The sequence below is a fragment of the Bradyrhizobium centrosematis genome, from assembly GCF_045571495.1.
Classification (GTDB): Bacteria; Pseudomonadota; Alphaproteobacteria; order Rhizobiales; family Xanthobacteraceae; genus Bradyrhizobium; species Bradyrhizobium centrosematis.
Map to the genome: position 1 here is coordinate 903,156 of NZ_CP120703.1, position 22,904 is coordinate 926,059.

Annotated in this window: 24 protein-coding genes and 1 pseudogene; 18 read left to right on the forward strand and 7 right to left on the reverse strand. The window is 64.4% G+C overall.

Translation table 11 applies throughout. The features are described from left to right. Window positions 1-250: 250 nt before the first annotated feature. Window positions 251-838, reverse strand: coding sequence for a PadR family transcriptional regulator (locus tag P6U31_RS04240; protein WP_407187014.1), 588 nt, complete (start codon window positions 836-838; stop codon window positions 251-253). 197 nt (window positions 839-1,035) lie between these two features. On the opposite strand from P6U31_RS04240, the gene P6U31_RS04245 reads away from it, so the two are divergent. Genes P6U31_RS04245 through P6U31_RS04260 form a run of 4 tightly spaced genes read left to right on the forward strand, consistent with a single transcriptional unit; the run spans window position 1,036 to window position 6,747 of the window. After that, complete coding sequence (locus P6U31_RS04245) at window positions 1,036-1,422, forward strand: nuclear transport factor 2 family protein (protein WP_145630671.1); 387 nt, start codon at window positions 1,036-1,038, stop codon at window positions 1,420-1,422. Between the two features lie 38 nt (window positions 1,423-1,460). After that, a complete protein-coding gene (locus P6U31_RS04250; RefSeq protein ID WP_407187015.1) occupies window positions 1,461-3,251 on the forward strand; it encodes an acyl-CoA dehydrogenase C-terminal domain-containing protein in 1,791 nt (596 codons plus the stop codon). A gap of 55 nt (window positions 3,252-3,306) precedes the next feature. Continuing rightward, the gene (locus P6U31_RS04255; protein ID WP_407187016.1) at window positions 3,307-4,515 is read left to right on the forward strand and encodes an acetyl-CoA C-acetyltransferase; all 1,209 of its coding nucleotides are present in this window, start codon (window positions 3,307-3,309) and stop codon (window positions 4,513-4,515) included. An 18-nt stretch (window positions 4,516-4,533) separates the two neighbouring features. Next, on the forward strand, window positions 4,534-6,747 hold the full coding sequence (locus P6U31_RS04260; RefSeq protein WP_407187017.1) for an FAD-dependent oxidoreductase: 2,214 nt from the start codon (window positions 4,534-4,536) through the stop codon (window positions 6,745-6,747). 493 nt (window positions 6,748-7,240) lie between these two features. Here P6U31_RS04260 and P6U31_RS04265 read toward each other — a convergent pair whose 3' ends face one another. Both P6U31_RS04265 and P6U31_RS04270 read right to left on the reverse strand, forming a co-directional pair. Then, complete coding sequence (locus P6U31_RS04265; protein WP_407190086.1) at window positions 7,241-7,522, reverse strand: hypothetical protein; 282 nt, start codon at window positions 7,520-7,522, stop codon at window positions 7,241-7,243. 54 nt (window positions 7,523-7,576) lie between these two features. After that, window positions 7,577-8,133: pseudogene (locus tag P6U31_RS04270) on the reverse strand (glutathione S-transferase N-terminal domain-containing protein). Between the two features lie 159 nt (window positions 8,134-8,292). Here P6U31_RS04270 and P6U31_RS04275 point away from each other — a divergent pair. From P6U31_RS04275 to P6U31_RS04285, 3 genes are all read left to right on the forward strand, one after another. Continuing rightward, window positions 8,293-8,790 carry a MarR family winged helix-turn-helix transcriptional regulator gene (locus P6U31_RS04275; protein WP_097657218.1) on the forward strand — a complete coding sequence of 166 codons (498 nt, stop codon included), beginning with the start codon at window positions 8,293-8,295 and terminating at the stop codon, window positions 8,788-8,790. A 98-nt stretch (window positions 8,791-8,888) separates the two neighbouring features. Further along, a complete protein-coding gene (locus P6U31_RS04280) occupies window positions 8,889-10,259 on the forward strand; it encodes a glutamate--cysteine ligase (protein WP_407187018.1) in 1,371 nt (456 codons plus the stop codon). A gap of 215 nt (window positions 10,260-10,474) precedes the next feature. Continuing rightward, complete coding sequence (locus P6U31_RS04285; RefSeq protein ID WP_407187019.1) at window positions 10,475-11,053, forward strand: PAN domain-containing protein; 579 nt, start codon at window positions 10,475-10,477, stop codon at window positions 11,051-11,053. A gap of 138 nt (window positions 11,054-11,191) precedes the next feature. Here P6U31_RS04285 and P6U31_RS04290 read toward each other — a convergent pair whose 3' ends face one another. Genes P6U31_RS04290 through tldD form a run of 3 tightly spaced genes read right to left on the reverse strand, consistent with a single transcriptional unit; the run spans window position 11,192 to window position 14,010 of the window. Next, complete coding sequence (locus tag P6U31_RS04290; protein WP_407187020.1) at window positions 11,192-11,758, reverse strand: nucleotidyltransferase family protein; 567 nt, start codon at window positions 11,756-11,758, stop codon at window positions 11,192-11,194. 51 nt (window positions 11,759-11,809) lie between these two features. Further along, window positions 11,810-12,586, reverse strand: a complete 777-nt coding sequence (gene lepB / locus P6U31_RS04295) for a signal peptidase I (RefSeq protein ID WP_407187021.1) — start codon at window positions 12,584-12,586, stop codon at window positions 11,810-11,812. Next, the gene (tldD, locus tag P6U31_RS04300; protein ID WP_407187022.1) at window positions 12,583-14,010 is read right to left on the reverse strand and encodes a metalloprotease TldD; all 1,428 of its coding nucleotides are present in this window, start codon (window positions 14,008-14,010) and stop codon (window positions 12,583-12,585) included. Before tldD ends, lepB begins: the two co-directional genes overlap by 4 nt. A 151-nt stretch (window positions 14,011-14,161) precedes the next feature. Here tldD and P6U31_RS04305 point away from each other — a divergent pair, with 151 nt between their 5' ends. Further along, window positions 14,162-14,386 (forward strand): DUF433 domain-containing protein, encoded by a 225-nt coding sequence (locus tag P6U31_RS04305; protein ID WP_407187023.1) that lies wholly within the window; start codon window positions 14,162-14,164, stop codon window positions 14,384-14,386. A 43-nt stretch (window positions 14,387-14,429) separates the two neighbouring features. Then, complete coding sequence (locus P6U31_RS04310) at window positions 14,430-14,714, forward strand: DUF5615 family PIN-like protein (RefSeq protein ID WP_407187024.1); 285 nt, start codon at window positions 14,430-14,432, stop codon at window positions 14,712-14,714. A 13-nt stretch (window positions 14,715-14,727) separates the two neighbouring features. Here P6U31_RS04310 and P6U31_RS04315 read toward each other — a convergent pair whose 3' ends face one another. Beyond that, window positions 14,728-15,273, reverse strand: a complete 546-nt coding sequence (locus P6U31_RS04315) for an invasion associated locus B family protein (RefSeq protein WP_407187025.1) — start codon at window positions 15,271-15,273, stop codon at window positions 14,728-14,730. A gap of 448 nt (window positions 15,274-15,721) precedes the next feature. Here P6U31_RS04315 and coxB point away from each other — a divergent pair, with 448 nt between their 5' ends. The 9 genes from coxB (at window position 15,722) to P6U31_RS04360 (ending at window position 22,826) form a co-directional block, all read left to right on the forward strand. Beyond that, window positions 15,722-16,576 carry a cytochrome c oxidase subunit II gene (gene coxB / locus P6U31_RS04320; protein ID WP_407187026.1) on the forward strand — a complete coding sequence of 285 codons (855 nt, stop codon included), beginning with the start codon at window positions 15,722-15,724 and terminating at the stop codon, window positions 16,574-16,576. Between the two features lie 86 nt (window positions 16,577-16,662). After that, window positions 16,663-18,282 (forward strand): cytochrome c oxidase subunit I, encoded by a 1,620-nt coding sequence (gene ctaD / locus P6U31_RS04325; protein ID WP_407187027.1) that lies wholly within the window; start codon window positions 16,663-16,665, stop codon window positions 18,280-18,282. Window positions 18,283-18,342: 60 nt separating this feature from the next. Next, window positions 18,343-19,287 (forward strand): heme o synthase, encoded by a 945-nt coding sequence (locus P6U31_RS04330; RefSeq protein ID WP_407187028.1) that lies wholly within the window; start codon window positions 18,343-18,345, stop codon window positions 19,285-19,287. After that, a complete protein-coding gene (locus tag P6U31_RS04335; RefSeq protein WP_407187029.1) occupies window positions 19,284-19,460 on the forward strand; it encodes a CoxF protein in 177 nt (58 codons plus the stop codon). Before P6U31_RS04330 ends, P6U31_RS04335 begins: the two co-directional genes overlap by 4 nt. Window positions 19,461-19,465: 5 nt before the next feature. Continuing rightward, on the forward strand, window positions 19,466-20,119 hold the full coding sequence (locus P6U31_RS04340) for a cytochrome c oxidase assembly protein (protein WP_407187030.1): 654 nt from the start codon (window positions 19,466-19,468) through the stop codon (window positions 20,117-20,119). 79 nt (window positions 20,120-20,198) lie between these two features. Further along, window positions 20,199-21,095 carry a cytochrome c oxidase subunit 3 gene (locus tag P6U31_RS04345; RefSeq protein ID WP_407187031.1) on the forward strand — a complete coding sequence of 299 codons (897 nt, stop codon included), beginning with the start codon at window positions 20,199-20,201 and terminating at the stop codon, window positions 21,093-21,095. 98 nt (window positions 21,096-21,193) lie between these two features. Then, window positions 21,194-21,595 (forward strand): DUF983 domain-containing protein, encoded by a 402-nt coding sequence (locus P6U31_RS04350; protein ID WP_407187032.1) that lies wholly within the window; start codon window positions 21,194-21,196, stop codon window positions 21,593-21,595. After that, entirely contained in the window at window positions 21,592-22,344 is a 753-nt protein-coding gene (locus P6U31_RS04355) for an SURF1 family protein (protein ID WP_407187033.1), read from the forward strand. The genes P6U31_RS04350 and P6U31_RS04355 overlap by 4 nt, the downstream gene beginning before the upstream one ends. Before the next feature lie 113 nt (window positions 22,345-22,457). Then, entirely contained in the window at window positions 22,458-22,826 is a 369-nt protein-coding gene (locus tag P6U31_RS04360; protein ID WP_407187034.1) for a nuclear transport factor 2 family protein, read from the forward strand. Window positions 22,827-22,904 lie beyond the last annotated feature (78 nt).

The window sequence follows — 22,904 nt, forward strand, 5'->3', positions numbered from 1 at the left end:
GTCGTCTGCCTCGAAAACCGACTTTTTCCTGTTACGGTAAATAACGGGTTAAGGAATGCGGCGCCGGTGTCTTAAAGTTGGGCGACGGATGCCAGCCACGGAACCGGTGCGCTCCCTCCCCCCGCTTGCGGGGGAGGCTGGGGAGAGGGTCTTTCCGCGATGGGACAGACCCCAAGAGGAGAAAGCCCTCACCCGCGCCCTCGGCGCGACCTCTCCCGCAAGCGGGAGAGGTTTTGACACCGCCGCCCCCTCAGCCCTTCTCGCGCTTGCCATCCTCGATCGGCACCACCGCGGCCTTGCCGGTCATCGTCGACAGTGCGGCGAGGGCCTCCTCGCAGAAGTCGGCCACCATCTGCTCATGCCGCGCTCCCAAGCGGAGCAGCAGTAAATTCCCGAGGTCGAGCCTTCCCTCCGCCGTGCCGTCGGGAAAGCGCTTCTTCAGGATGCGCTCGTAATTGGCGTGGCGGTCGCGGTGGTGCTCCAGGCGGGCCATCAGGTCGGTGCGCAGCGGCTCGATGTCGATGCTGTCGAGCGCATGGAGGCGGACCAGGAGGTCATCCTTGGTCGAGGCCGGCGTGCTTGGCCGCGCGGCCCAGTGCCGCAGCGCTGTTCGCCCTTCCGGAGTGAGCGTATAAACCAGCTTGTTGGGCTTGCCCGATTGCACGACCTCGCGGCCCTGGATGTGGCCGCGGTCGCGCAGCTTGGAGAGCTCGCGGTAGATCTGCTGATGGTCGGCCTTCCAGAAGAAGCCGATGGAGGAGTCGAACGTCTTGGCGAGCTCGTAGCCCGTCATCGGACGTTCCGTCAGGCATGCGAGGATTGCGTCGCCCAGGGCCATGATCGGCCTCCTTCTTCGACCTCGACCAACTCGCTTGACTTTATGCACATTGGCGCATATGCGTCAATGTGCATATGAGGCATGCGGGCACGGGCCCAAGACCCGACCCGAAAAACCTAGCGGAATCAATCACAACGCTACTGTGCATGGGGTTGTTTTCGCGTTTTTTGTCCAGGCCTTAAGGGAGGCAGCTGAGAATGACCGGCCTCGATTCCTGGTACGCCTACATGAAGTCTCACGATCGCGCCGCGCTCTGGGACCTCCTGCATCCCGACGCCGTGTTCGAAAGCCCGGTGGTGCATTCGCCGCAGCGCGGCCGCGACATCACCTTCAAATACCTGTCCAGCGCCGAGAAGGTGCTCGGTGGCCCCGGCTTCACCTATGTCGGTGAATGGCGCAGCGACAATGGCGCCGTGCTCGAATTCAAGAATGTCATCGACGGCATCGAGATCAACGGCGTCGACATCATCAGCTTCGATGCCGAGGGACGCATCACGCATTTCAAGGTGATGGTGCGTCCGCTCAAGGCGATCAACATGCTGCACCGCCTGATGGCGGAGCAGCTTGCCGCCGCCCAATCATAAGCCCAACATCCCCTTCAAGCCCCTGCCGGGAGAACCCAATGCCGATCTACAAAGCCCCCGTCGAAGACGTGAACTTCCTGCTCAACGACGTCTTCCAGATCGACCGCTACGACAACCTCGCCGGCTTCTCCGATGCGTCGAGCGACGTGCGCGATGCCATCCTCGGCGAGGCCGCAAAGCTCGCCGAGGAGGTGCTGCAGCCGCTCAATCGCATCGGCGATCTCGAAGGCTGCAAGCGCGCCGACGACGGCAGCGTCACCACGCCGAAGGGGTTCAAGGAGGCGTTCAAGCAGGTCGCCGAGGGCGGGTGGCTCGGCCTGTCGGCGCCGACCGAATATGGCGGCCAGGGCCTGCCGGTGACGCTCTCGCAAGCCGTCAACGAATTCCAGATCTCCGCCAACATGGCGTTCTCGATGTATGGCGGCCTCACCATGGGCGCGACCGCGGCGCTGCTGGTGCACGGCACGCCCGAGCAGAAGCAGACCTATGTGTCGAAGATGGTGGCGGGCGAATGGACCGGCACCATGAACCTGACCGAGCCGCATTGCGGCACCGATCTCGGCATGCTCCGCACCAAGGCGGTGCGACAGGCCGACGGCAGCTTCAAGATCACGGGCACCAAGATCTTCATCTCGGCCGGCGAGCATGACCTCGCCGACAACATCATCCACCTCGTGCTGGCCCGCATCGAGGGCGCACCCGCCGGTATCAAGGGCGTGTCGCTGTTCGTGGTGCCGAAGTTCCTGGTCAACGCCGACGGTTCGCTGGGGCAGCGCAACGGCGTCGTCTGCGGCTCGATCGAGCACAAGATGGGCATCCACGGCAATTCCACCTGCGTGATGAACTACGACAACGCCACCGGCTGGCTGATCGGCGAAGAGAACAAGGGCATGCAGGGCATGTTCGTGATGATGAACGAGGCTCGGCTCGGCGTCGCCGTGCAGGGCCTCGCGCAGTCCGAGGTCGCCTATCAGAACGCGGTCGCCTATGCCCGCGAGCGCATCCAGGGCCGCGCGCTGACCGGCGCCAAGGCGCCGGACAAGGCGGCCGACCCGATCATCGTGCATCCCGACGTGCGCCGCACGCTGCTGTCGATCCGCGCCTTCAACGAGGCCGCGCGCGCTTTCGTGATGTGGACCGCGCTGAAGAGCGACGTCGCGCACCGCTCCGAGGACCCGAAAGACCGTCAGGCCGCCGACGACCACATGGGCCTGATGACGCCGGTGCTGAAGGGCTTCCTCACCGACTATGGCTTCGCCAACGCGGTGCAGGCGCAGCAGATGTATGGCGGCCACGGCTACATCGCCGAGCAGGGTATGGAGCAGTTCGTGCGCGATGCGCGCATCGCCATGATCTACGAAGGTGCCAACGGCATCCAGGCGCTCGACCTCGTCGGCCGCAAGCTGCCGCGCGACGGTGGCCGCGCCATCATGGCCTTCTTCGGCGAGGTCATGGCCTTTGCCAAGGAGAACGGCGGCAACGAGGCGCTGAAGCCCTTCATCACCCCGCTCTCGACCTCACTCGGCCATCTGCAGCAGGCCACGACCTGGCTGATGCAGAACGCAATGGCGAAGCCTGACAATGCCGGTGCTGCCGCAACGGATTACCTGCATCTCTTCGGTTTCGTCGCACTAGGCTATATGTGGGCCAAGATGGCGAAGGTGACGCAGGCGAAGATTGCCGAGAGCGGGGCCACGCCCTATCTCTCGACCAAGCTCGTCACCGGCCGTTTCTTCATGGAGCGGATGCTGCCGGAGACCGCCGCCAATCTCGCGCGCATCCAGGCCGGCTGCGCCACCATCATGGAATTGCCGGCGGAAGCGTTCTGAGCCAGCTTCCGCTGCCTGCTCCCAATCGTATCGAACATCACATCAGGAGGGCGTCATGCCTGAGGCATTCATCTACGACCACGTTCGCACCCCGCGCGGCCGCGGCAAGCCGGACGGCGCGCTGCACGAAGTCACCGCGCTCGCGCTCGCGACCGTGCCGCTGAAGGCGCTGAAGGACCGCAACAACCTGCCCGAAGATTCCGTCGATGACGTCGTGCTCGGCGTGGTCGACCCGGTCGGCGAAGCCGGCTCCGACATCGCGCGCTTCGCCGCGCTGAAGGCCGGTCTCGGCGAGGCCGTGCCCGGCGTGCAGATCAGTCGCTTCTGCGCCTCCGGCCTCGATGCCGTGAACTTTGCCGCCGCGCAGATCATGAGCGGCCAGCATGAATTGGTGATCGGCGGCGGCGCCGAATCGATGAGCCGCGTCGGCATCGGCGCCTCCGGCGGCGCCTGGCCGGTGGACCCCTCGATCGCAGTGCCGGCCTATTTCATGCCGCAGGGTGTGTCGGCCGATCTGATCGCGACCAAATACGGTTTCTCGCGCGACGACGTCGACGGCTACGCGGTGCAGAGCCAGCAGCGCGCCGGAAAGGCCTGGGACGAGGGCCGTTTCGACAAGTCGGTGGTGCCGGTGAAGGACATCAACGGCCTCACGATCCTTGCCAAGGACGAGCACATGCGTCCCTCGACGACGATGCAGTCGCTGGCGCAGCTGCAGCCGTCGTTCACGATGATGGCGCAGATGGGCGGCTTCGACGGCGTCGCGATTCAGTCCCATCCGGAGATCGAGCGCGTCAACTACGTGCACCATGCCGGCAATTCCTCGGGTATCGTCGACGGCGCCGGCGCCGTGCTGCTCGGCAGCAAGGAGGCGGGCGCGAAGTATGGGATGAAGCCGCGCGCAAAAGTCCGCGCGTTCGCGAACATCGGCTCGGAGCCGGCGATGATGCTGACCGGTCCGGTCGACGTCACCGAAAAACTATTCGCGCGTTCCGGCATGAAGAAGTCGGACATCGACCTGTTCGAGCTCAACGAGGCCTTCGCCTCCGTCGTGCTGCGCTACATCCAGGCCTTCGACATCGACAATGCCAAGATCAACGTCAATGGCGGCGCCATCGCGCTCGGCCATCCGCTCGGGGCGACCGGTGCGATGATCCTCGGCACCGTGCTCGACGAGCTCGAGCGCACCAACAAGTCCACCGCCCTCGTCACGCTGTGCATCGGCGGCGGCATGGGCACCGCGACCATCATCGAGCGCGTCTAAGGGTAGGGAGCAACCAACATGTCGTACAAGAACTTCAAGGTTGAGACCGATTCCGACGGCATCGCGCTCGTCACCTGGGACATCCCGGGCCGCTCGATGAACGTGCTCGACGAGACCTCGACCAACGAGCTCGAGGCGATCGTCAAGGCGACCACGGCGGACGCCGCCGTGAAGGGCGTCGTCATCACCTCGGCCAAGGACGCGTTCTGCGCCGGTGCCGACCTCTCCATGCTCGAAGGCATGAACCAGGCTTATGCCAAGGTCTTCAAGGAGCAGGGCGAGACCGCAGCGAACCAGATGCTGTTCGACCAGAGCCGCCGCTTCTCTTTAGTGCTGCGCTCGATCGAAACCTCAGGCAAGCCGTGGGCGGCCGCGATCAACGGCCTCGCGCTCGGGGGCGGTTTCGAGATCACGCTGTGCTGCCACTATCGCGTAGCGGCGGAGAATCCCAAGACGCGGCTCGGCCTGCCCGAGGTCAAGGTCGGCCTGTTCCCCGGCGCCGGCGGCACGCAGCGCGTGCCGCGCCTGGTGCCGCCGCAGGACGCCATGACGATCCTGCTCAAGGGCGATCCGGTCACGGTCGACAAGGCCAAGGCGCTGAATCTGATCCACGCCATCGTGCCCGCCGCCGACCTCATCAAGGCTGCAAAGGACTGGATCAAGGGCGGCGGCAAGGCGATCGCGCCCTGGGACGAGAAGGGCTTCAAGCTGCCTGGGGGCCCGGTGTTCTCCAAGGCCGGCATGATGATGTTCCCGGCCGGCAACGCGATCTATCGCCGCGAGACCTACGACAACTATCCGGCCGCGCGCGCGATCATGAGCTGCGTCTATGAAGGCCTGCAGCTGCCGATCGACGCCGCGCTTCGCGTCGAATCGCGCTACTTCACCTCGGTGCTGCGGTCGAAGGAAGCAGCCGCGATGATCCGCAGTCTGTTCCTGTCGATGCAGGAGCTCAACAAGGGTGCGCGCCGGCCGAAGGACGTGCCGCCGACCAAGGTGAAGAAGATCGCCGTGATCGGCGCCGGCTTCATGGGCGCCAGCGTCGGCTACGTTTCGGCTCGTGCCGGCCTCGACGTCGTCCTGATCGATCGCGACCAGGAGAGCGCCGACAAGGGCAAGGCGCATGCGCAGAAGGTGATCGAGGAGCAGATCAAGAAGGGCCGCGCCAAACCTGCCGATGCCGAAGCGTTGCTCGGGCGCATCACGGCCACCGCCGACTATGCCGCGCTGAAGGACGTCGACCTCGTCATCGAGGCGGTGTTCGAGGACCGCAAGGTCAAGGCCGAGACCTTCGCCAAGGCGCAGGAATATCTGAAGCCCGACGTGATCTTCGCGTCCAACACCTCGACGCTGCCGATCACCTCGCTGGCCGAGAGCTTCAGGGACCAGGGCAAGTTCGTCGGCATCCACTTCTTCTCGCCGGTCGAGAAGATGATGCTGGTCGAAATCATCCTTGGCAAGAACACCGGCGACGTCGCGCTCGCGACCGCGCTCGACTACGTCCGGCAGATCGGCAAGACGCCGATCGTGGTCAATGACTCCAGAGGCTTCTTCGCCAATCGCTGCGTCGGCCGCTATGTCGCCGAAGGCAACGAGATGTTCCTCGAAGGCGTGCCGCCGGCGATGATCGAGAACTGCGCGAAGATGGCCGGCATGCCGGTCGGCCCGCTCTCGCTGTCGGACGAGGTCGCTCTCGACCTCGGCCTCAAGATCATGAAGGCGACGGAGGCCGATCTCGGCCCCAACGCCATCAACCCCGATCAGAAGAAGCTGATGGTGGAGATGGTCGAGAAGCAGGGCCGTCTGGGGCGCAAGAACAGCAAGGGCTTCTACGACTATCCCGAGAAGGGCAAGGGCCAGAAGAGCCTGTGGCCGGGCCTCTCGGCCTTGCAGCCGAAGCAGCTCGACCCCGACACGCTCGACGTCGAGGAGCTGAAGCAGCGCTTCCTGGTCGTGCAGGCGGTGGAAGCCGCGCGCACGGTCGAGGATCACGTCATCACCGATCCGCGCGAGGCGGATGTCGGCTCGATCCTCGGCTTCGGGTTCGCGCCGTTCACCGGCGGCACGCTGTCCTATATCGACTTCATGGGCACGAAGAAGTTCGTCGAGCTCTGCCACAAGCTGGAAGCGAAGTACGGCTCGCGCTTCGCGCCGCCGAAGCTGCTCGAGGAGATGGCGGCCAAGGGCGAAACCTTCTATGGCCGCTTCGCGCCGAAGAAGGCGGCGGCCTAAAGCGCGATGAGGTTTAGGTCAATCGTCATCGCGCTTGAGGTTGTCGTTTGCGCATGATCTTTCCGGAAAACCGCTTCGCACTTTTCCGGATCATGCTTTAGCGGCATCCATTCGGACTACCCAGCAACAGAAAAGGCCGGATCGTTGATCCGGCCTTTTCGTGCCGTTCGACGTGCGGCGACAGGCGCTCGTTGTGGTCTGTCGCCTCTGTTCATGTTCGCGCCCACCAGCGATTCCTCGTCGCGCTGCGGCTGCGCCTACTGCGCGCTGGCACCCCGCTTGCTGATCAATTCACAAGACCAATCATTAGCATTGAAGGTGTCCTGTGATGATCCGCACGATGTTTCAAGATGGCGCAGCCGGTGTTGCGTTGAGACACTCTCCGCTGTTGCTGCTCGATCGTCCGTGGTCGCGCCGCAAGGTTCTCCGGCGGCGCAGAAAGATCCCCTCCTGGGCTGGCGTGGCGCTACTCGTTCTCTTCGCCGATATCGCGTTAGCCGTGCTCGCCTGGCTTGCCGTCGACGTCGTCCTGCACTGAGAACCCACCACGCTGCATGTAGAACGCCGCCGCCACATAAGTGATCTGGCCGAATACCAGACATCCGACCACGATCGGAATGCCCATCCAAAATCCGAAGCCCGCGCTCTGCAGAACGATCGCTGCCAGGATCGCGGTGACCGGCGAGACGAGCACCAGGGCCCACACCCGCAAGAAGAGTCCCGTCGTCAGTCCGGCGATTCCGCTTGCGAGAAAGAGCAGTAGTGCGGTGGTCACGATGACTTCCCAGTTCAGCATTCCGCGGCAGAGGTTGAGCCAACTGGATTGCTCTCACAAGGATGGTGACGTCCGCGAACCTGACAAGGCAGAGTTATTGTTAATCCGGACAATGCTTCTAAAATTGATGGCGCGGCGTTTGGAACGGTCGCTCCGGGTCCGCATCGTGAAGAGATAGACGTCGGCCACCGTGAACTGCTTACCCATGAGGTCGTCGCGTCCTGCGAGCTGGCTGTCGATCTATTTCGGCTTACCCATGATGCGATCCCTGAAGAGGGGCCTTGGCGTCGTCATCCAAGGCCGGCGCGAAGAGCGGACTGACGCTCTTGTGCAGCTCAGAGGTGAGGACATTCAGCCACCCCAGCGGCCTCGAGCGCTCAGAACTGTCGCGGGCGGGAGCCAACGCCTTGCTGGAAGCCTGATCGGCGATCATCTGGACAATCACGCGGCCTTCGGTCACGATCTTGCCGCTGTCGAGGCCAGCGCAGGGACTTGGCCCTTGGGGTTCAGCTTCAGATAATCCTCACCATTTTCGAGCTTCTTGGCCCGGATATCGACCTCGACCAGCTCAGTGGGCAGGCCGGCTTCCAGGGGCGCGATGTGGGGGACAGCGAACGGGCGCCGGGCGAGCAGTACGGTTTCGTGGAATTTCCTTCTCTTCATGCTTGGCTCGGCCGAAAAAGCGATTACATGCATCTGCTTGGAATAGTCAAGATTGATGCACCTGCATCAAATGAGGTAAGAGACGGGCGACGAGCTTGAGCGGGACCATGAAACGCAAACCATCGACCGAGGCGACTTCCGCCTGGATCCGCCTGATGCGGGTGCAGAGCCGCGTGCTCGATTGCGTCGAGCAGGACTTGAAGAAGGCCGGCTTCCCGCCGCTGGCCTGGTATGACGCGCTGCTCGAATTGTCACGGGCGCCCTCGGGCGAGCTGCGGCCGGTGGAACTCGAACGGCAGATGCTGATCCCGCAATACTCGACCTCGCGCCTGATCGACCGCCTGGTCGACGAGGGCCTCGCCTCGCGGCGCGAATGCAAGATCGACAAGCGCGGCCAGTTCGTCGAAATCACGGAGGCCGGCCGCGAGTTGCAGAAGCGGATGTGGGGCGCCTATTCGGCTGCGATCGAGAAATATGTCGGTTCGAAACTGTCCGATGCAGATGCGGTCAAGCTCTGCGGTCTGCTCGACCGCCTGGGCTGCTCGTGCGGCGAGATGAAACTGCCGCCCGTCGCCAACGTCAACGAAACCTCGCCTTCGCGATGATCGCGCGGCACACCAACTCGTCCGTGCGCCCGGTGGGTTCGCGGACCATCCCGTCACCCGCGCGCATTCGATCGAAGCGCCTTTGATTAGAGTTTGATATGGCGCGAGACCAGATCGATATGACGCCGCTGCAATCGCGCGACGAGCTTGTTGCGTGGTTCGAGGCCGGCTGCAAGGACCCGTCCGAATTCCGCATGGGCACCGAGCACGAGAAGACGCCGTTCACGCTCGAAGGCCATCGCCCGGTGCCCTATGAGGGCGCACGCGGCATCGGCGCGCTGCTCGAGGGCATGAAGCTCCTGCTCGGCTGGGAGCCGATCATGGAGCAGGGCAACATCATCGGCCTCTACGACGTCACCGGCGGCGGTGCGATCTCGCTCGAGCCCGGCGGGCAGTTCGAACTCTCCGGCGCCCCGGTCGAGAACGTGCACCAGACCCAGAGCGAGCTGATGGCGCATCTGGCGCAAGTGCGCGAGATCGCAACGCCGCTCGGCATCGGCTTCCTCGGCCTCGGCATGACGCCGTCCTGGTCGCGCGCCGACATCCCGGTGATGCCCAAGGGCCGCTACAAGATCATGACCAACTACATGCCGAAGGTCGGCCAGTACGGCCTCGACATGATGTACCGGACCTGCACGGTGCAGACCAATCTCGATTTCTCCTCCGAAGCCGACATGGTCAAGAAGCTGCGCGTTTCGCTCGCGCTGCAGCCGGTCGCGACCGCGCTGTTCGCCAATTCGCCGTTCACCGAAGGCAAGCCGAACGGCTTCCTCTCCTTCCGCTCCGAAATCTGGCGCGATACCGACAATGCCCGGTCGGGCATGATGCCCTGGGCATTCGAGGACGGCATGGGGTTCGAGCGCTATGTCGACTATGCGCTCGACGTGCCCATGTATTTCGTCAAGCGCGGCGAGGAGTACATCGACGTGTCGGGCTCCTCGTTCCGCGCGTTCTTCGACGGCCGCAACAACAACCTTCCCGGCGAGCGTCCGACGCTGTCGGACTGGGCCAACCATCTGTCGACCATCTTCCCGGAAGTGCGGCTGAAGCGCTATCTCGAGATGCGCGGCTCCGACGGCGGCCCGTGGGGCCGGCTGCCGGCGCTGCCGGCGTTCTGGGTCGGGCTGCTCTATGACGATGTCTCGCTCGACGCCGCTTGGGAGATCGTCAAGCACTGGAGCGCGCATGAACGGCAGGCCCTGCGCGACGACGTGCCGCGCATGGGCTTCAAGGCGCGGATCAAGGACCGCTACCTCTTCGAGGTCGCCAAGGAATGCCTCGTTCTGGCACATGCCGGGCTGCGCCGGCGCGGGCGAATCGACCAGCTCGGCCGCGACGAAACGCGGCACCTCGAGCCGCTCGACCGCATCATCGATTGCGGCCGGACCCCGGCCGAGGAGATGCTGGACAAGTTCAACGGTCCCTGGAAGGGCTCGGTGGAACCGGCCTACGCGGAATACGCGTTCTAACGCGAGATGCGATGATGCGTGTGAACCGCGGTCGCGCTTAGATTGTTGTTTAGGCATGATCTTTTCGGAAGACCGCTGCGCGCCTTTCCGGTCGACGCGTTAGGCCCGTCGACTGCCGATCGGGATTTCAGCCGTTCATCGCCCATACAGGTTTGCGGCGATCAAATGACCGGCTGAAAAACCTGAGCGTCGTCAATAACTCGAAAGCTGTTCCGATGGGGAAGGGCCATCTGACCGGAGCCGTCATGGCAAAGGTCCTGGCAAGCATCGTGGCTTGTGTCACGCTGCTTTCGCTCGCATTCGCGAGCGTGCCGGCGCGCGCCCAGACGGCCTTCGACCGGCCCGGCGGCGACTATTTCAGCACACCGGTCGCCTCGGGCGATCCCGAGGATTGTGCGCTGCTGTGCGAGCGCGACCGCCGCTGCCGCTCCTGGAGCTTCAGCTATCCGGACGTCGAGGGCGGCTCGGCGGTGTGCTGGCTGAAGAACACCGTGCCGGCGCGCGTGCCGGGAAGTTGCTGTATCTCCGGCGTGCGCGGCGCCGGCGTGATCGAGCCGCGGGTCGAGGGGGTGGAGACGTCGATCGACCGTCCCGGCGGGGACCTGCGCAATTTCGAGCTGAAGGACGGGGAGAGCGTGGAGACCTGCAAGGCCGCGTGCACCGCCGACAACAAGTGCCGCGCCTTCACCTATGCCCGTCCCGGCTATACCGGACGCGAGGCGCGCTGCTTCCTGAAAAAGGAAATCAAGCCGCCACGGCGGAAGGCGGGGTTCACGTCGGGCGTGGTGAGATAGGCAAGGTGCCGTAAGGTGGGCAAAGGCGCCTTTGCGCCGGGCCCGCGATCTTGCGATACGCCACAGCCGCGTGGGCGCGCTTCCGCCTTCGCTCTTCGAGCTACGGCGGACAAGTCGTTTTGCCCACCCCACGGCACCTCACTCTGCCGCGATCACCGTAATCTCCGGCCACAGCGCCTTCCATCGCGCGGCCTTCGCCGCGTAATTCGCGACGGAAAAATTCGGTCCTGGATTTGGCCGCGCGATCAGGGCTGCGACGTCGTCAAACCCGTGCGGTGCGTAGACCTCGTAGCCATCGCTTGCGCGCCGGACGCCGATTTGCGTGTTCTGCGTGAGGAAGCGGTCGATGCCTTCGCTCGAGCTTCTCAGCGGCGGATAGGGCAGGCCGTGCTTGGCGGGGTACCACAGGTGCACGCGGGCCTGGTTGCGGACCTCGATCTTGGCACCGAGATGCGAAAGGCGCGCATGGAGGGTGCGGATGACCTCATCTTCCGCCTCCCACGAGGTGTCGGGGTCGAAATAGAACACGTCGTAGTCGGCGATACCGTGGTCGATCGCGCGGCGCGTGAGCACGTTCCATGCGGTCTGCACCAGGCATCCCGAAACCAGCCACGCATCCGGCAGCGCGAGGCGATCAAGTTCATCGATGATCGCGGCGTTGACGGAATTTTGCAGGGCCAATGCGAGGAATTCGTCGCCGGTCATCGGAAATCGCTTCGCGCTGCCGCGTTGCCCACCCGACGACCTGCGCTTCAGTCAGTGCACGGCGGTGAAGAACCGTGCCAGGCGGAATCCGGACAGCCAGGTCCACACCGGCTGGCCGCGCATGCCGAGATCCCAGGAGCCGAGCACCGCATCCGCACGGCCGATCAGGTTGTCGATCGGCAACAGGCCGACGCCGCCGGACCGCAGCGGCACGCGGCTGTCGGCGGAATTGTCCCTGTTGTCGCCGAGCACGAAGAGGTGGCCGGGCGGCACCGTCACTTCCTGTGTGTTGTCGAGCGGGCCGTTGTCGCGCATCTTGAAGATCAGGTGCGAGACGCCGTTCGGCAGCGTCTCGACATAACGGTAGGCGGGCTCGCTGCCGCCATTGTCGTCCTCGGCAGCGCCAACGCCGTCCGGCTTGAGCTCTGCGGGACGGTCATTGATGAAGAGCTGGCCCTGCCGCATCTGGATGCGGTCACCGGGCAGGCCCACGACGCGCTTGACCCAGGCCTGCGAACGATCGGCGGGCCAGCGAAACACCACGACGTCGCCCTGCTTCGGCGTCTCCGCGAACACGCGGCCGCTCTCGGGCAGGCTGATCTGAATCGGCAGCGACGAGGTGCCGTAGCCATAGGGGAATTTCGAGGCGAGCAGCGCATCGCCGATCAACAGGGTCGGCTCCATCGAGCCCGACGGCACGTAGAACGGCTCGGCCAGCGCGCCCTTGGCGATGAACACCGCGAGCACGATGCCGGCGAGCTGAACGATTTGCCCGCCCCAGCCGCTGCCTGTCCGCTTGGAGGTGACAGCTACTTTCTCAACGCTCATGCGCCCGTTCCACCTACTGTAATGCGTTCCATCAGCAGCGACGGCTGACCGACGCCGACAGGCACGCCTTGACCGTTCTTGCCGCAGGTGCCGATACCGGTATCGAGCGCAAGATCGTTGCCGATCATGCGGATGCGATGCAGGTCGGTCGGCCCATTGCCGATCAGCATGGCGCCTTTCAGCGGCGCGCCCAGCTTGCCGTTCTCGATCTTGTAGGCCTCGGTGCATTGGAACACGTACTTGCCCGAGGTGATGTCGACCTGGCCGCCGCCGAAATTCGCGGCGAAGACGCCATTCTTCACTGAAGCGAGGATCTCGGCCGGATCGCGGTCGCCGGCGAGCATGTAGGTGTTGGTCATGCGCGGCATGGGCACATGGGCATAACCCTGGCGGCGGCCGTTGCCGGTCGGCTTCATGTTCATCAGTCGGGCGTTCTGGCGGTCCTGCATGTAGCCGACGAGGATGCCGTCCTCGATCAGCACGGTGCGATTGGTCGGCGTGCCCTCGTCGTCGATCGACAGCGAGCCGCGGCGCGAGGCGATGGTGCCGTCGTCGACCACGGTGACGCCCTTGGCCGCGACCTGCTGGCCCATCAAGCCGGCAAATGCGGACGTTTTCTTGCGGTTGAAGTCGCCTTCGAGACCGTGGCCGACAGCTTCATGCAGCATCACGCCGGGCCAGCCGGCTCCCAGCACCACGTCCATCTCCCCGGCCGGGGCCGGAATCGATTCCAGATTGACCAGCGCCTCGCGCAGCGCGCCATCGGCGGCGTCGCGCCAGGACCTCGTCTCAATGAATTCGGCATAGCCGGCGCGGCCGCCATAGCCCTTGCTGCCGCTTTCCTGGCGGTCGCCCTGGCCGGCGACGACGGAGACGTTGACGCGCACGAGCGGACGGATGTCGCGATAGCTCTCGCCGTCCGGCCGCAGGATCTCGACAACCTGCCAGGTCGCGCCCAGGCTGACGCTGACCTGCCGCACCCGCGGATCTTTGTCGCGCAGGTAAGCGTCGATCTCGGCGAGCAATTTTACTTTTGTCTCGAAGCCCGGTGCATCAAGCGGATTGTCGTCGCCATAGAGCCGCACATTGGTATGCGGAGGCGGCGCGGCAAAACTGCCGGAATAGCCGCCCCTTACGGCTGCGACAGCATCCGCAGCGCGCATCAGCGCCGGCAGCGAGACGTCGGAAGAATGCGCATAGCCGACCGCATCGTCCTTGACTGCGCGCAGGCCAAATCCTTGCGAAGTGTCGTAGGTCACCTGCTTCAGCCGCCCGTTGTCGAACATCAGCGCTTCGGTCTGGCTGTATTCCAGGAACAGCTCGCCGTCGTCGGCGCCGGAAAGTCCGCGCGCGACCTCGTGGCGAACCTGGTCGCGATCGAGATTGGCGCGCTCGAGCAGGGAAGTTGTGGCGGGATTGGTCATGCGTCCGTCCATTAGCGGAAGATGTGGGGCAAGATAATGGTTTCGGAACGGTTCCGCGAGGGGGCGGGGCGTCACATTACCGAAACGATAGGATGGGCGTACATGCTATGCCAATGCTGCATCCTGCGCGGATCGATGCTATCTTCTCTCAATGAATTACCGTGACATCATCTCGATTGAGCCCGGCAAGCGTGGGGGGCGTCCCTGTATCCGCCATATGCGGATTGCCGTGGCCGATGTGCTCGGCTGGCTGGCCGCTGGTCAGACCCATGCCGAGATCCTCGCTGATTTTCCGGAACTGACCGAGGACGACATCCGAGCCTGCCTGGCCTATGCCGCCGATCGCGAGAGGCGAGTTGTGACCGCCGCTAGATGAAGCTGCTGTTCGATCAGAATCTCAGTTTCAAACTTTGCCAGATGTGGCGGATGCTTTCCCGGATTCCGCTCATGCCCGCTCGCACGGACTCTCCGAAGCGACTGATCGCATCCTTTGGGAATTTGCAAAGGAAAATGGCTTTGCAATTGTGACCAAGGACGTCGATTTCGCCGAGATGGCAGGCCTATTGGGTTCTCCTCCCAAGGTCATTTGGCTTCGGAGCGGCAATCAGTCGACCGCGGCGGTTGCCCATCTGCTCCGCCGGCACGCCCAGACCATTCAGGCCTTCGAGGGAGACAATAGCACGGCGTGCCTCGAGATTTACTAAGCCCGACCTTCCGCTACGGCAGCTTGTCGTAGCCTTCGCCGAGGCCGTTCAGGCTGAGCGGGAAGCCGATGCCTTCTTCCGGGGTCTCGAAGATGATGAAGGTTGCGGTCTTGGCGCTGCGGAGCTGGCCGAGCAGCTTGTCATCCATCACGACCTCGGCGACGCAGCCATTGGGCAGGCATCTGACAAAACCGGCACGGCCGACGTCCTGGTTGTCGAGCTTGAGGCCGAGACCGGAGGGCAGGAGGACGCCCAAGGGCGCCACCACGCGCATCAGGCGGCTCTTCTGGTCGGCGGTCTTGAGCACGATCACCGTCAGGCCGGCATTGGAGCGGTCTTCCGCGACCACGCTCTGGATCAGGGCGCATTGCTCGGTCTGGGCGCCGGGGGGCGTGTCGCAGCGAATCTGCCAGTCGCCATGGACGGAGCGCACTGCGCCCTGCGCATGAGCGAGGCCGGGGAGCGCCAGAAGGACGATCGCAGCCAGCAGGGCGGCCAGCGCCGGGAGGCGGTGAACCTGCCTGCTAGCCTGCCTTGCCATCGATTTCGAAAACCCCATCGGGTCGGTCCCTCTGCTCGCCTTCCTCGCTCGCGCTTGGCGGACTGATACGGGAATGACGGCGTCTTGAAGGCGATTCCCAAGCAAATTCCACGCCGCCTTGCGCCGCCGCCGCCCGCACGAATCAGGTTCCTGCGCGGCCATCTGGCAGTGCCTAACGCGGGCAATTCCGCTGTCAAGCGGCAGCATCCCGGCAAACGGTATTTTTGTCTGATGTTACTAGGAAATATCTTGCGGGTGATCGCTGGCAGACCGGGCTCAAGACTGCATTGCGATAGATCAAAAATTATGGTTTGAGAGGCTTGATTTCGGCGTTCTAGCGATCTGGCCCCAATTCCTCTTAGAGGTATTCTTGCGCGGCGGTTTGTCAGACGGGCGGATCGAATAAGCGTTTCCCGGACACAGGGCAGCGCACTTGGGGTGATTTCGTAAGGGGAGCGCGAACGGCATGAGGATGTCGATGGGTCGGGTGGGCCGGCATTTGCTGGGATTGGCCACCATCGCCTTGGTGGCGACTGGCGTCACGCTGGCGACGGGTGGTGCGGCACTTGCCGAGCTCGGGCAGCCGGCTCCTTGGGAGTGGACGCTCCAGCAGTCCGGTTCCCCGGTGATGGATAACATCGTCTGGTTCCACAACTTCCTGTTCGTGCTGATCACGCTGATCACGCTGTTCGTTCTGGCGCTGCTCGTGGTCGTGGTTCTCAAGTTCAACGCGCGGGCCAATCCGGTGCCGTCGCGGACCACCCACAACACGCTGATCGAAGTGGCCTGGACACTGGTCCCGGTGCTGATCCTGGTCGGCATCTCGGTGCCGTCGTTCCGGCTTCTGTTCCTCGAGCTCGACGTGCCGAAGGCGGATCTGACCATCAAGGCGACCGGCAAGCAGTGGTACTGGTCCTATGCCTATCCCGACAACGGCAAGTTCGAGTTCGACTCGCTGATGGCGCAGGACAAGCAGCCCCGTCTGCTCGGCGTCGATAACGAGATGGTGGTGCCGGTCAACAAGGTGATTCGGGTCCAGACCACCGGCGCCGACGTCATTCACGCCTTCGCGGTGCCCGCTTTCGGTATCAAGATCGACGCCATTCCGGGCCGCCTGAACGAGACCTGGTTCAAGGCCACCAAGACCGGCATGTATTACGGTCAGTGCTCGGAGCTGTGTGGCAAGGACCACGCCTTCATGCCGATCGCCGTGCGCGTGGTGAGCGACCAGGAGTTCGCCTCCTGGGTCGAGACGGCGAAGAAGAAATATGCGAGCGGCGGCACCAGCACCTACGCCTCCGCGGCCGGCCCGACGCAGTAAGCGTCGGGTGACGGCTTGAGGCACTGGAAGCGATAGAAGGGCGGGACCTCCAAAGGTCCGAATGGGACGCAAGGCAGGATTTAAAAATGGCAACGAGCGCAGCGGCACACGGCGATCACGCCCACGGACATGACGAGCATGCCCATCCGACCGGATGGCGCCGCTATGTCTATTCGACCAATCACAAGGACATCGGCACGATGTACCTGATCTTCGCGGTCATCGCCGGCATCATCGGTGCCGCGATGTCGATCGCGATCCGTGCCGAGCTGATGTATCCGGGCGTGCAGATCTTCCACGAGACGCACACCTATAACGTGTTCGTGACCTCGCACGGTCTGATCATGATCTTCTTCATGGTCATGCCGGCGATGATCGGCGGCTTCGGCAACTGGTTCGTTCCGCTGATGATCGGCGCGCCCGACATGGCGTTCCCGCGCATGAACAACATCTCGTTCTGGCTGCTGCCGGCTTCCTTTGCGCTGCTCCTGATGTCGACCTTCGTCGAGGGCGAGCCGGGCGCCAACGGCGTCGGCGCCGGCTGGACCATGTACGTGCCGCTGTCGAGCTCCGGCCATCCGGGCCCGGCTGTCGACTTTGCGATCCTGTCGCTGCATCTGGCGGGCGCCTCGTCGATCCTCGGCGCCATCAACTTCATCACCACCATCTTCAACATGCGCGCGCCGGGCATGACCCTGCACAAGATGCCGCTGTTCGTGTGGTCGATCCTGGTGACGGTGTTCCTGCTGCTGCTGTCGCTGCCTGTGCTCGCCGGTGCGATCACCATGCTGCTCACCGACCGCAATTTCGGCACGACCTTCTTCGCGCCCGACGGCGGCGGCGATCCGGTGCTGTTCCAGCATCTGTTCTGGTTCTTCGGCCACCCCGAGGTGTACATCCTGATCCTGCCCGGCTTCGGCATGATCAGCCAGATCGTCTCGACCTTCTCGCGCAAGCCCGTGTTCGGCTATCTCGGCATGGCCTACGCCATGGTCGCGATCGGCGGCATCGGCTTCGTGGTGTGGGCGCATCACATGTACACGGTCGGCATGTCGTCGGCGACGCAGGCCTATTTCGTCGCCGCGACGATGGTCATCGCGGTTCCGACGGGCGTGAAGATCTTCTCCTGGATCGCCACCATGTGGGGCGGCTCGATCGAGTTCCGCGCCCCGATGATCTGGGCGGTGGGCTTCATCTTCCTGTTCACGATCGGCGGCGTCACCGGCGTCGTGCTGGCGAACGCGGGCGTCGATCGCGTGCTCCAGGAGACCTACTACGTCGTCGCGCACTTCCACTACGTGCTGTCGCTCGGTGCGGTGTTCGCGATCTTCGCCGGCTGGTACTACTGGTTTCCGAAGATGTCGGGCTACATGTACAACGAGACGCTGGCAAAGGCGCACTTCTGGGTCACCTTCATCGGCGTCAACCTGGTGTTCTTCCCGCAGCACTTCCTCGGCCTGTCGGGCATGCCGCGCCGTTATGTCGACTATCCTGATGCGTTCGCGGGCTGGAACCTGGTCTCCTCGGTCGGCTCCTACATCTCCGGCTTCGGCGTCTTGATCTTCCTCTACTGCGTGATCGACGCCTTCATGAAGAAGGTGCCGGCGGGCGACAATCCGTGGGGTGCGGGCGCAACCACGCTGGAATGGACGCTGCCCTCGCCGCCGCCGTTCCACCAGTTCGAAGTGCTGCCCCGCGTGCAGTAAGCAATCAGCTGCGGCGCCCGTGACGGGCGCCGCGGCTCCATAGCGAAGCGAGTTGAATTCGTGTCCGTCCTCGACCACAACGCCATCGACATCAATCCCCGCATCTCCGAGGCGGAGGTCGGCGATTACATCGCGCTCCTGAAGCCGCGGGTGATGTCATTGGTCATCTTCACCGCGCTGGTCGGGATGGCGATGGCGCCGGGACACTTCCACCCCGTGCTCGCGTTCACCTCGCTGCTCTGCATCGCCGTCGGAGCCGGCGCCTCCGGCGCGCTCAACATGGCGCTCGAAGGCGACATCGATTCCAAGATGTCGCGCACGGCAAATCGGCCGATCCCGCGCGGCCGCATCACCCGCCCAGAGGCGATGGCGTTCGGCCTGACGCTGTCCTTTTTCTCGGTGATGACGCTCGGCATCCTCGTCAACTGGGTCGCGGGCGCGCTGCTCGCCTTCACCATCTTCTTCTACGTCGTGATCTACACGATCGGCCTGAAGCGCTGGACCGCCCAGAACATCGTGATCGGCGGTGCCGCCGGCGCGCTGCCGCCGGTGGTTGCCTGGGCCGCCGTCACGGGCACGGTCGACGTCGAGCCGCTGCTGCTGTTCGCCATCATCTTCTTCTGGACCCCGCCGCACTTCTGGGCGCTGGCGCTGTTCCGCTCCGACGACTACGCGCGCGCCGGCATTCCGATGCTGCCCAACGTCGCCGGACCCGATGCGACGCGGCTGCAGATCCTGCTCTACACCATCGTGCTGATCGCGGTCGCCGCCGCGCCCTGGGCGCTCGGCTATTTCGACGCGGTCTACGGCATTGTCTCGCTGATTCTTGGCGCCGGCATGCTGGTGCTCGCGATCAACGTCTATCTGCGCCGCGAGCGCAGCCAGTCGCTGCGCGCGACGCGAAAACTGTTTGCCTTCTCGATCCTCTATCTGTTCGTGCTGTTCGCGACCCTGCTGGCCGAGGTCGTGGTCCGCGCGCTGGCTCCGATGGTTGGGGGCGCATGATCACAGGGATGGCCGACAAACGCGAGCCAGAAGGAATCGTCCTCACCGAGGCGCAGCAGAAGAGCCGCCGTCAGCGCTCCATCGCGATCGCTTTGGCGCTCGGCGTGCTCGTGGTGCTGTTCTTCGCCGTCACCATGGTCAAGGGACCGGCAGTTCTCGTGCGGCCGATGTAGAACAGATGAAACACGAGCCGACCATATCGCCGAACGTCAGCGCCAAGCCGGGTAAGCCTGCGCCGGCCGTGCGCCGCGGGCTGGGGCGCGATGTGGTGGTGGCGTCCATCTGCGGCGGTGTGGTCGCGCTGATGGTCGGTGCCTCCTACGCGGCGGTGCCGTTCTACAACTGGTTCTGTCGCGCCACGGGCTTCAATGGCACGACGCAAGTGGCGACCTCGGCGCCGGCCACCGGCCCGATCGCGCGGAAGATCGCGGTGCGCTTCGATGCCAACGTCGCGCCCGGCCTGCCCTGGAAGTTCGAGCCGGAGCAGAACGAGATCGAGGTCAATATCGGACAGGTCACGACCATCTTCTACACCGTGACCAACCAGGCCGCGCGCACCACGGCTGCGCAAGCCGCCTACAATGTCGCGCCGCTGACGGTCGGGTCCTATTTCCAGAAGATCAACTGCTTCTGCTTCACCGAGCAGACCATGGCGCCCGGCGAGAAGCGCGAGATGCCGGTCGTGTTCTACGTCGATCCCTCGATCGCCGACGATCATGAGAACGACGGGCTGAACACGATCACGCTGTCCTACACGTTCTATCCGGTGAAGGAGCCGGTGGTGAAACCGCTGGCGTCGGGCGAAGGCGACAAGCGCAAGGGAAATCTCTGATCGCCGGGCTCACGCCGCGGGGTTGGACACAAGGGGATAAGTGCCGGGCAGGCACGGGATTGAGGAGAGAGACCGCAAAATGGCAACGGCGCAAACCAAGCATCACGACTATCACCTGGTCGATCCCTCTCCGTGGCCGGCCGTCGGTTCGCTCTCGGCCTTCATCATGGCGGTCGGCGCGATCGCCTGGATGCACCACATGTTCTCGGCCGCGCCGATCGTGTTCGGCGTCGGCACCGTGGGCGTGCTCTACACCATGGCGAGCTGGTGGGGCGACGTGATCAAGGAAGCCCAGTACAAGGGCGACCACACCCGCGTCGTGCAGCTGCATCACCGCTACGGCATGATCCTGTTCATCGCCTCCGAGGTGATGTTCTTCGTTGCCTGGTTCTGGGCCTATTTCAACGCGGCGCTGTTTCCAGCCGACGCCGTCCATGCCACCCGTGACGCCGTGTTCGGCTGCGGCCTCGGCACCCAGCCCGGCGCCTGCGCGGTCCCCGGCACCTGGCCGCCGAAGGGCATCGAGACCTTCGATCCCTGGCACCTGCCGCTCCTGAACACGCTGATCCTGCTGACCTCGGGCACCACGGTGACCTGGGCCCACCACGCGCTGCTCGAGAACGATCGCCAGGGCCTGAAATACGGCCTGATCCTCACCGTTCTCCTCGGCGCTGCATTCACCTGCGTGCAGGCCTACGAGTACAGCCACGCGGCGTTCTCGTTCGCCGGCAACGTCTATGGCGCGACCTTCTTCATGGCGACCGGCTTCCACGGCTTCCACGTGCTGGTCGGTACCATCTTCCTGCTGGTGTGCCTGTTCCGCGCCTATGCCGGCCACTTCACGCCGAAGCAGCACCTCGGTTTCGAGTTTGCGGCCTGGTACTGGCACTTCGTCGACGTGGTCTGGCTGTTCCTGTTCCTGTGCATCTACGTCTGGGGACACGGCGCCGAGACCATGGCTCACGGCGCGCACTGAGCCGTCAGGGAATCGATCTGAAGGGGCGGCCGCTGGGCCGCCCTTTCGCTTTCGGGGCACCGGAAAGTTTCGGCAAAACTGTGATAGAGTCCGCCATCATGAACAACAGTGCCGGCACACCTCCGTCCGAAACCACTGTCTGGCAAAGCGCATTGCGCGGGCTTGCCTGCAGGTGCCCGCGCTGCGGCCAGGGCAAGCTTTATGCGGGCTTTCTGACGCTGGCGCCTGCCTGCGACCGCTGCGGTCTCGACTACGCCTTCATCGACACCGGCGACGGTCCGGCGATCTTCATCATCATGCTGGCCGGCGGCATCGTCGTTGCCGCCGCACTCATCGTCGAGGTCAAGTACCAGCCGCCGTACTGGCTGCATGCGGTGCTGTGGCTGCCCCTGATCCTGGCCACCACGCTGTTGCCCCTGCGTGCGATGAAGTCGCTGCTGATCGCCCTGCAATTCCACCACAAGGCGGCGCCGGGCCGGTTGGTCGACCGCGCGAAATGAACGAGCCTGCGCGCAAGCCCCGCGTGGCCGGCTTCGCGCTGTTCACGCTGTTCCTGGCGGCCGTCTTCGTCGCGCTTGGCGTCTGGCAATTGCAACGCCGTGCCGCCAAGCACGAGCTGATCGCCGCGCTCACCGAGCGTCTGGCCGCGGCGCCGATCGCGCTGCCGCCACCGTCGCAATGGGCGGTGCTGAATGCCTCGCGCGACGAATTTCGCCGCGTCAGCTTCACCGCGACCTATGCAGCCTTGCCCGATGCGATGGTCTATTCCTCCGGCTCGGCAGTGCGCAAGGACGCCTCCGGGCCGGGCACCTGGGCGTTCCTGCCGGCGCGGCTGCCGGGTGGCGAGACGGTCGTGATCGACGCAGGTTTCGTCGAGAACACCATGCAGGACCGCGGCGTCGAAGATCGCGCGGTGAAGAAGCTCGTCACCGGGCAGCCGGTCGCGCTTACCGGCTATCTGCGCTTTCCCGAGCCGTCCGGCTGGCTGACGCCAGCTGAGAACCGCGACAAGCGGCTCTGGTTCGTGCGCGACCATCTCGCGATCGCGAGCACGCTGGGCTGGGGCGCGGTGGCGCCGTTCTATGTCGATCTCGAGCAGCCGGCGCCCGAGAACGGCATTCCGCGCCCCGGGCCGCTCGATGTGCATCTGAAGGACGATCACCTGCAATATGCCGTGACCTGGTTCCTGCTCGCCGGCACCGTGGTGATCGCCTTCGCCGTGTGGGCGAGGGGACGGCGGCGCAGCTGAGCCGAGGGTGTCCGCGCGGGAACCCGGTATCGCCCGGGGTTTATTATTCAGCGCACATTCACGAGTGTGGCCCTAAGCCGCCGGTGATTTTCCGCGGCAGACAGGATTGCAGCGTGAGCGATTTCGATCAGATGGGAATTGTCATCGACTGGGTGGACGCCTGCCGGAAGGGCGACCTTGCGATGCTGCTCGACCTCTACGCCGATGACGCCGAGCTCGAATGCACGTGCAGCGGTACGCAACGCTACCGCGGTCGGGGCGAGCTCGAAAACTATTGGGCGCCACGGCTCGGCGCGTTCTCGTCCGCGGGCTTCGGGCTGGAGGAGATCCGCCCGGCGCCCCACGGTGTCGATCTCGAATATTCCATCGCCGGCGCGCTGCGCATTCACGCCTCGTTTCGCTTCAATCCGGAAGGCAAGATCTACAGCACGCTGTGCGAACCGGCGCACCAGAACGCGCATGACGGCTGCTGCGCCTGCTAGATCAAAAGCATGATCCGGAAAAGTGCGAAGCGGTTTTCCGGAAGGGGCATGCGCAAACAGCAACCTGACGCGCGATGG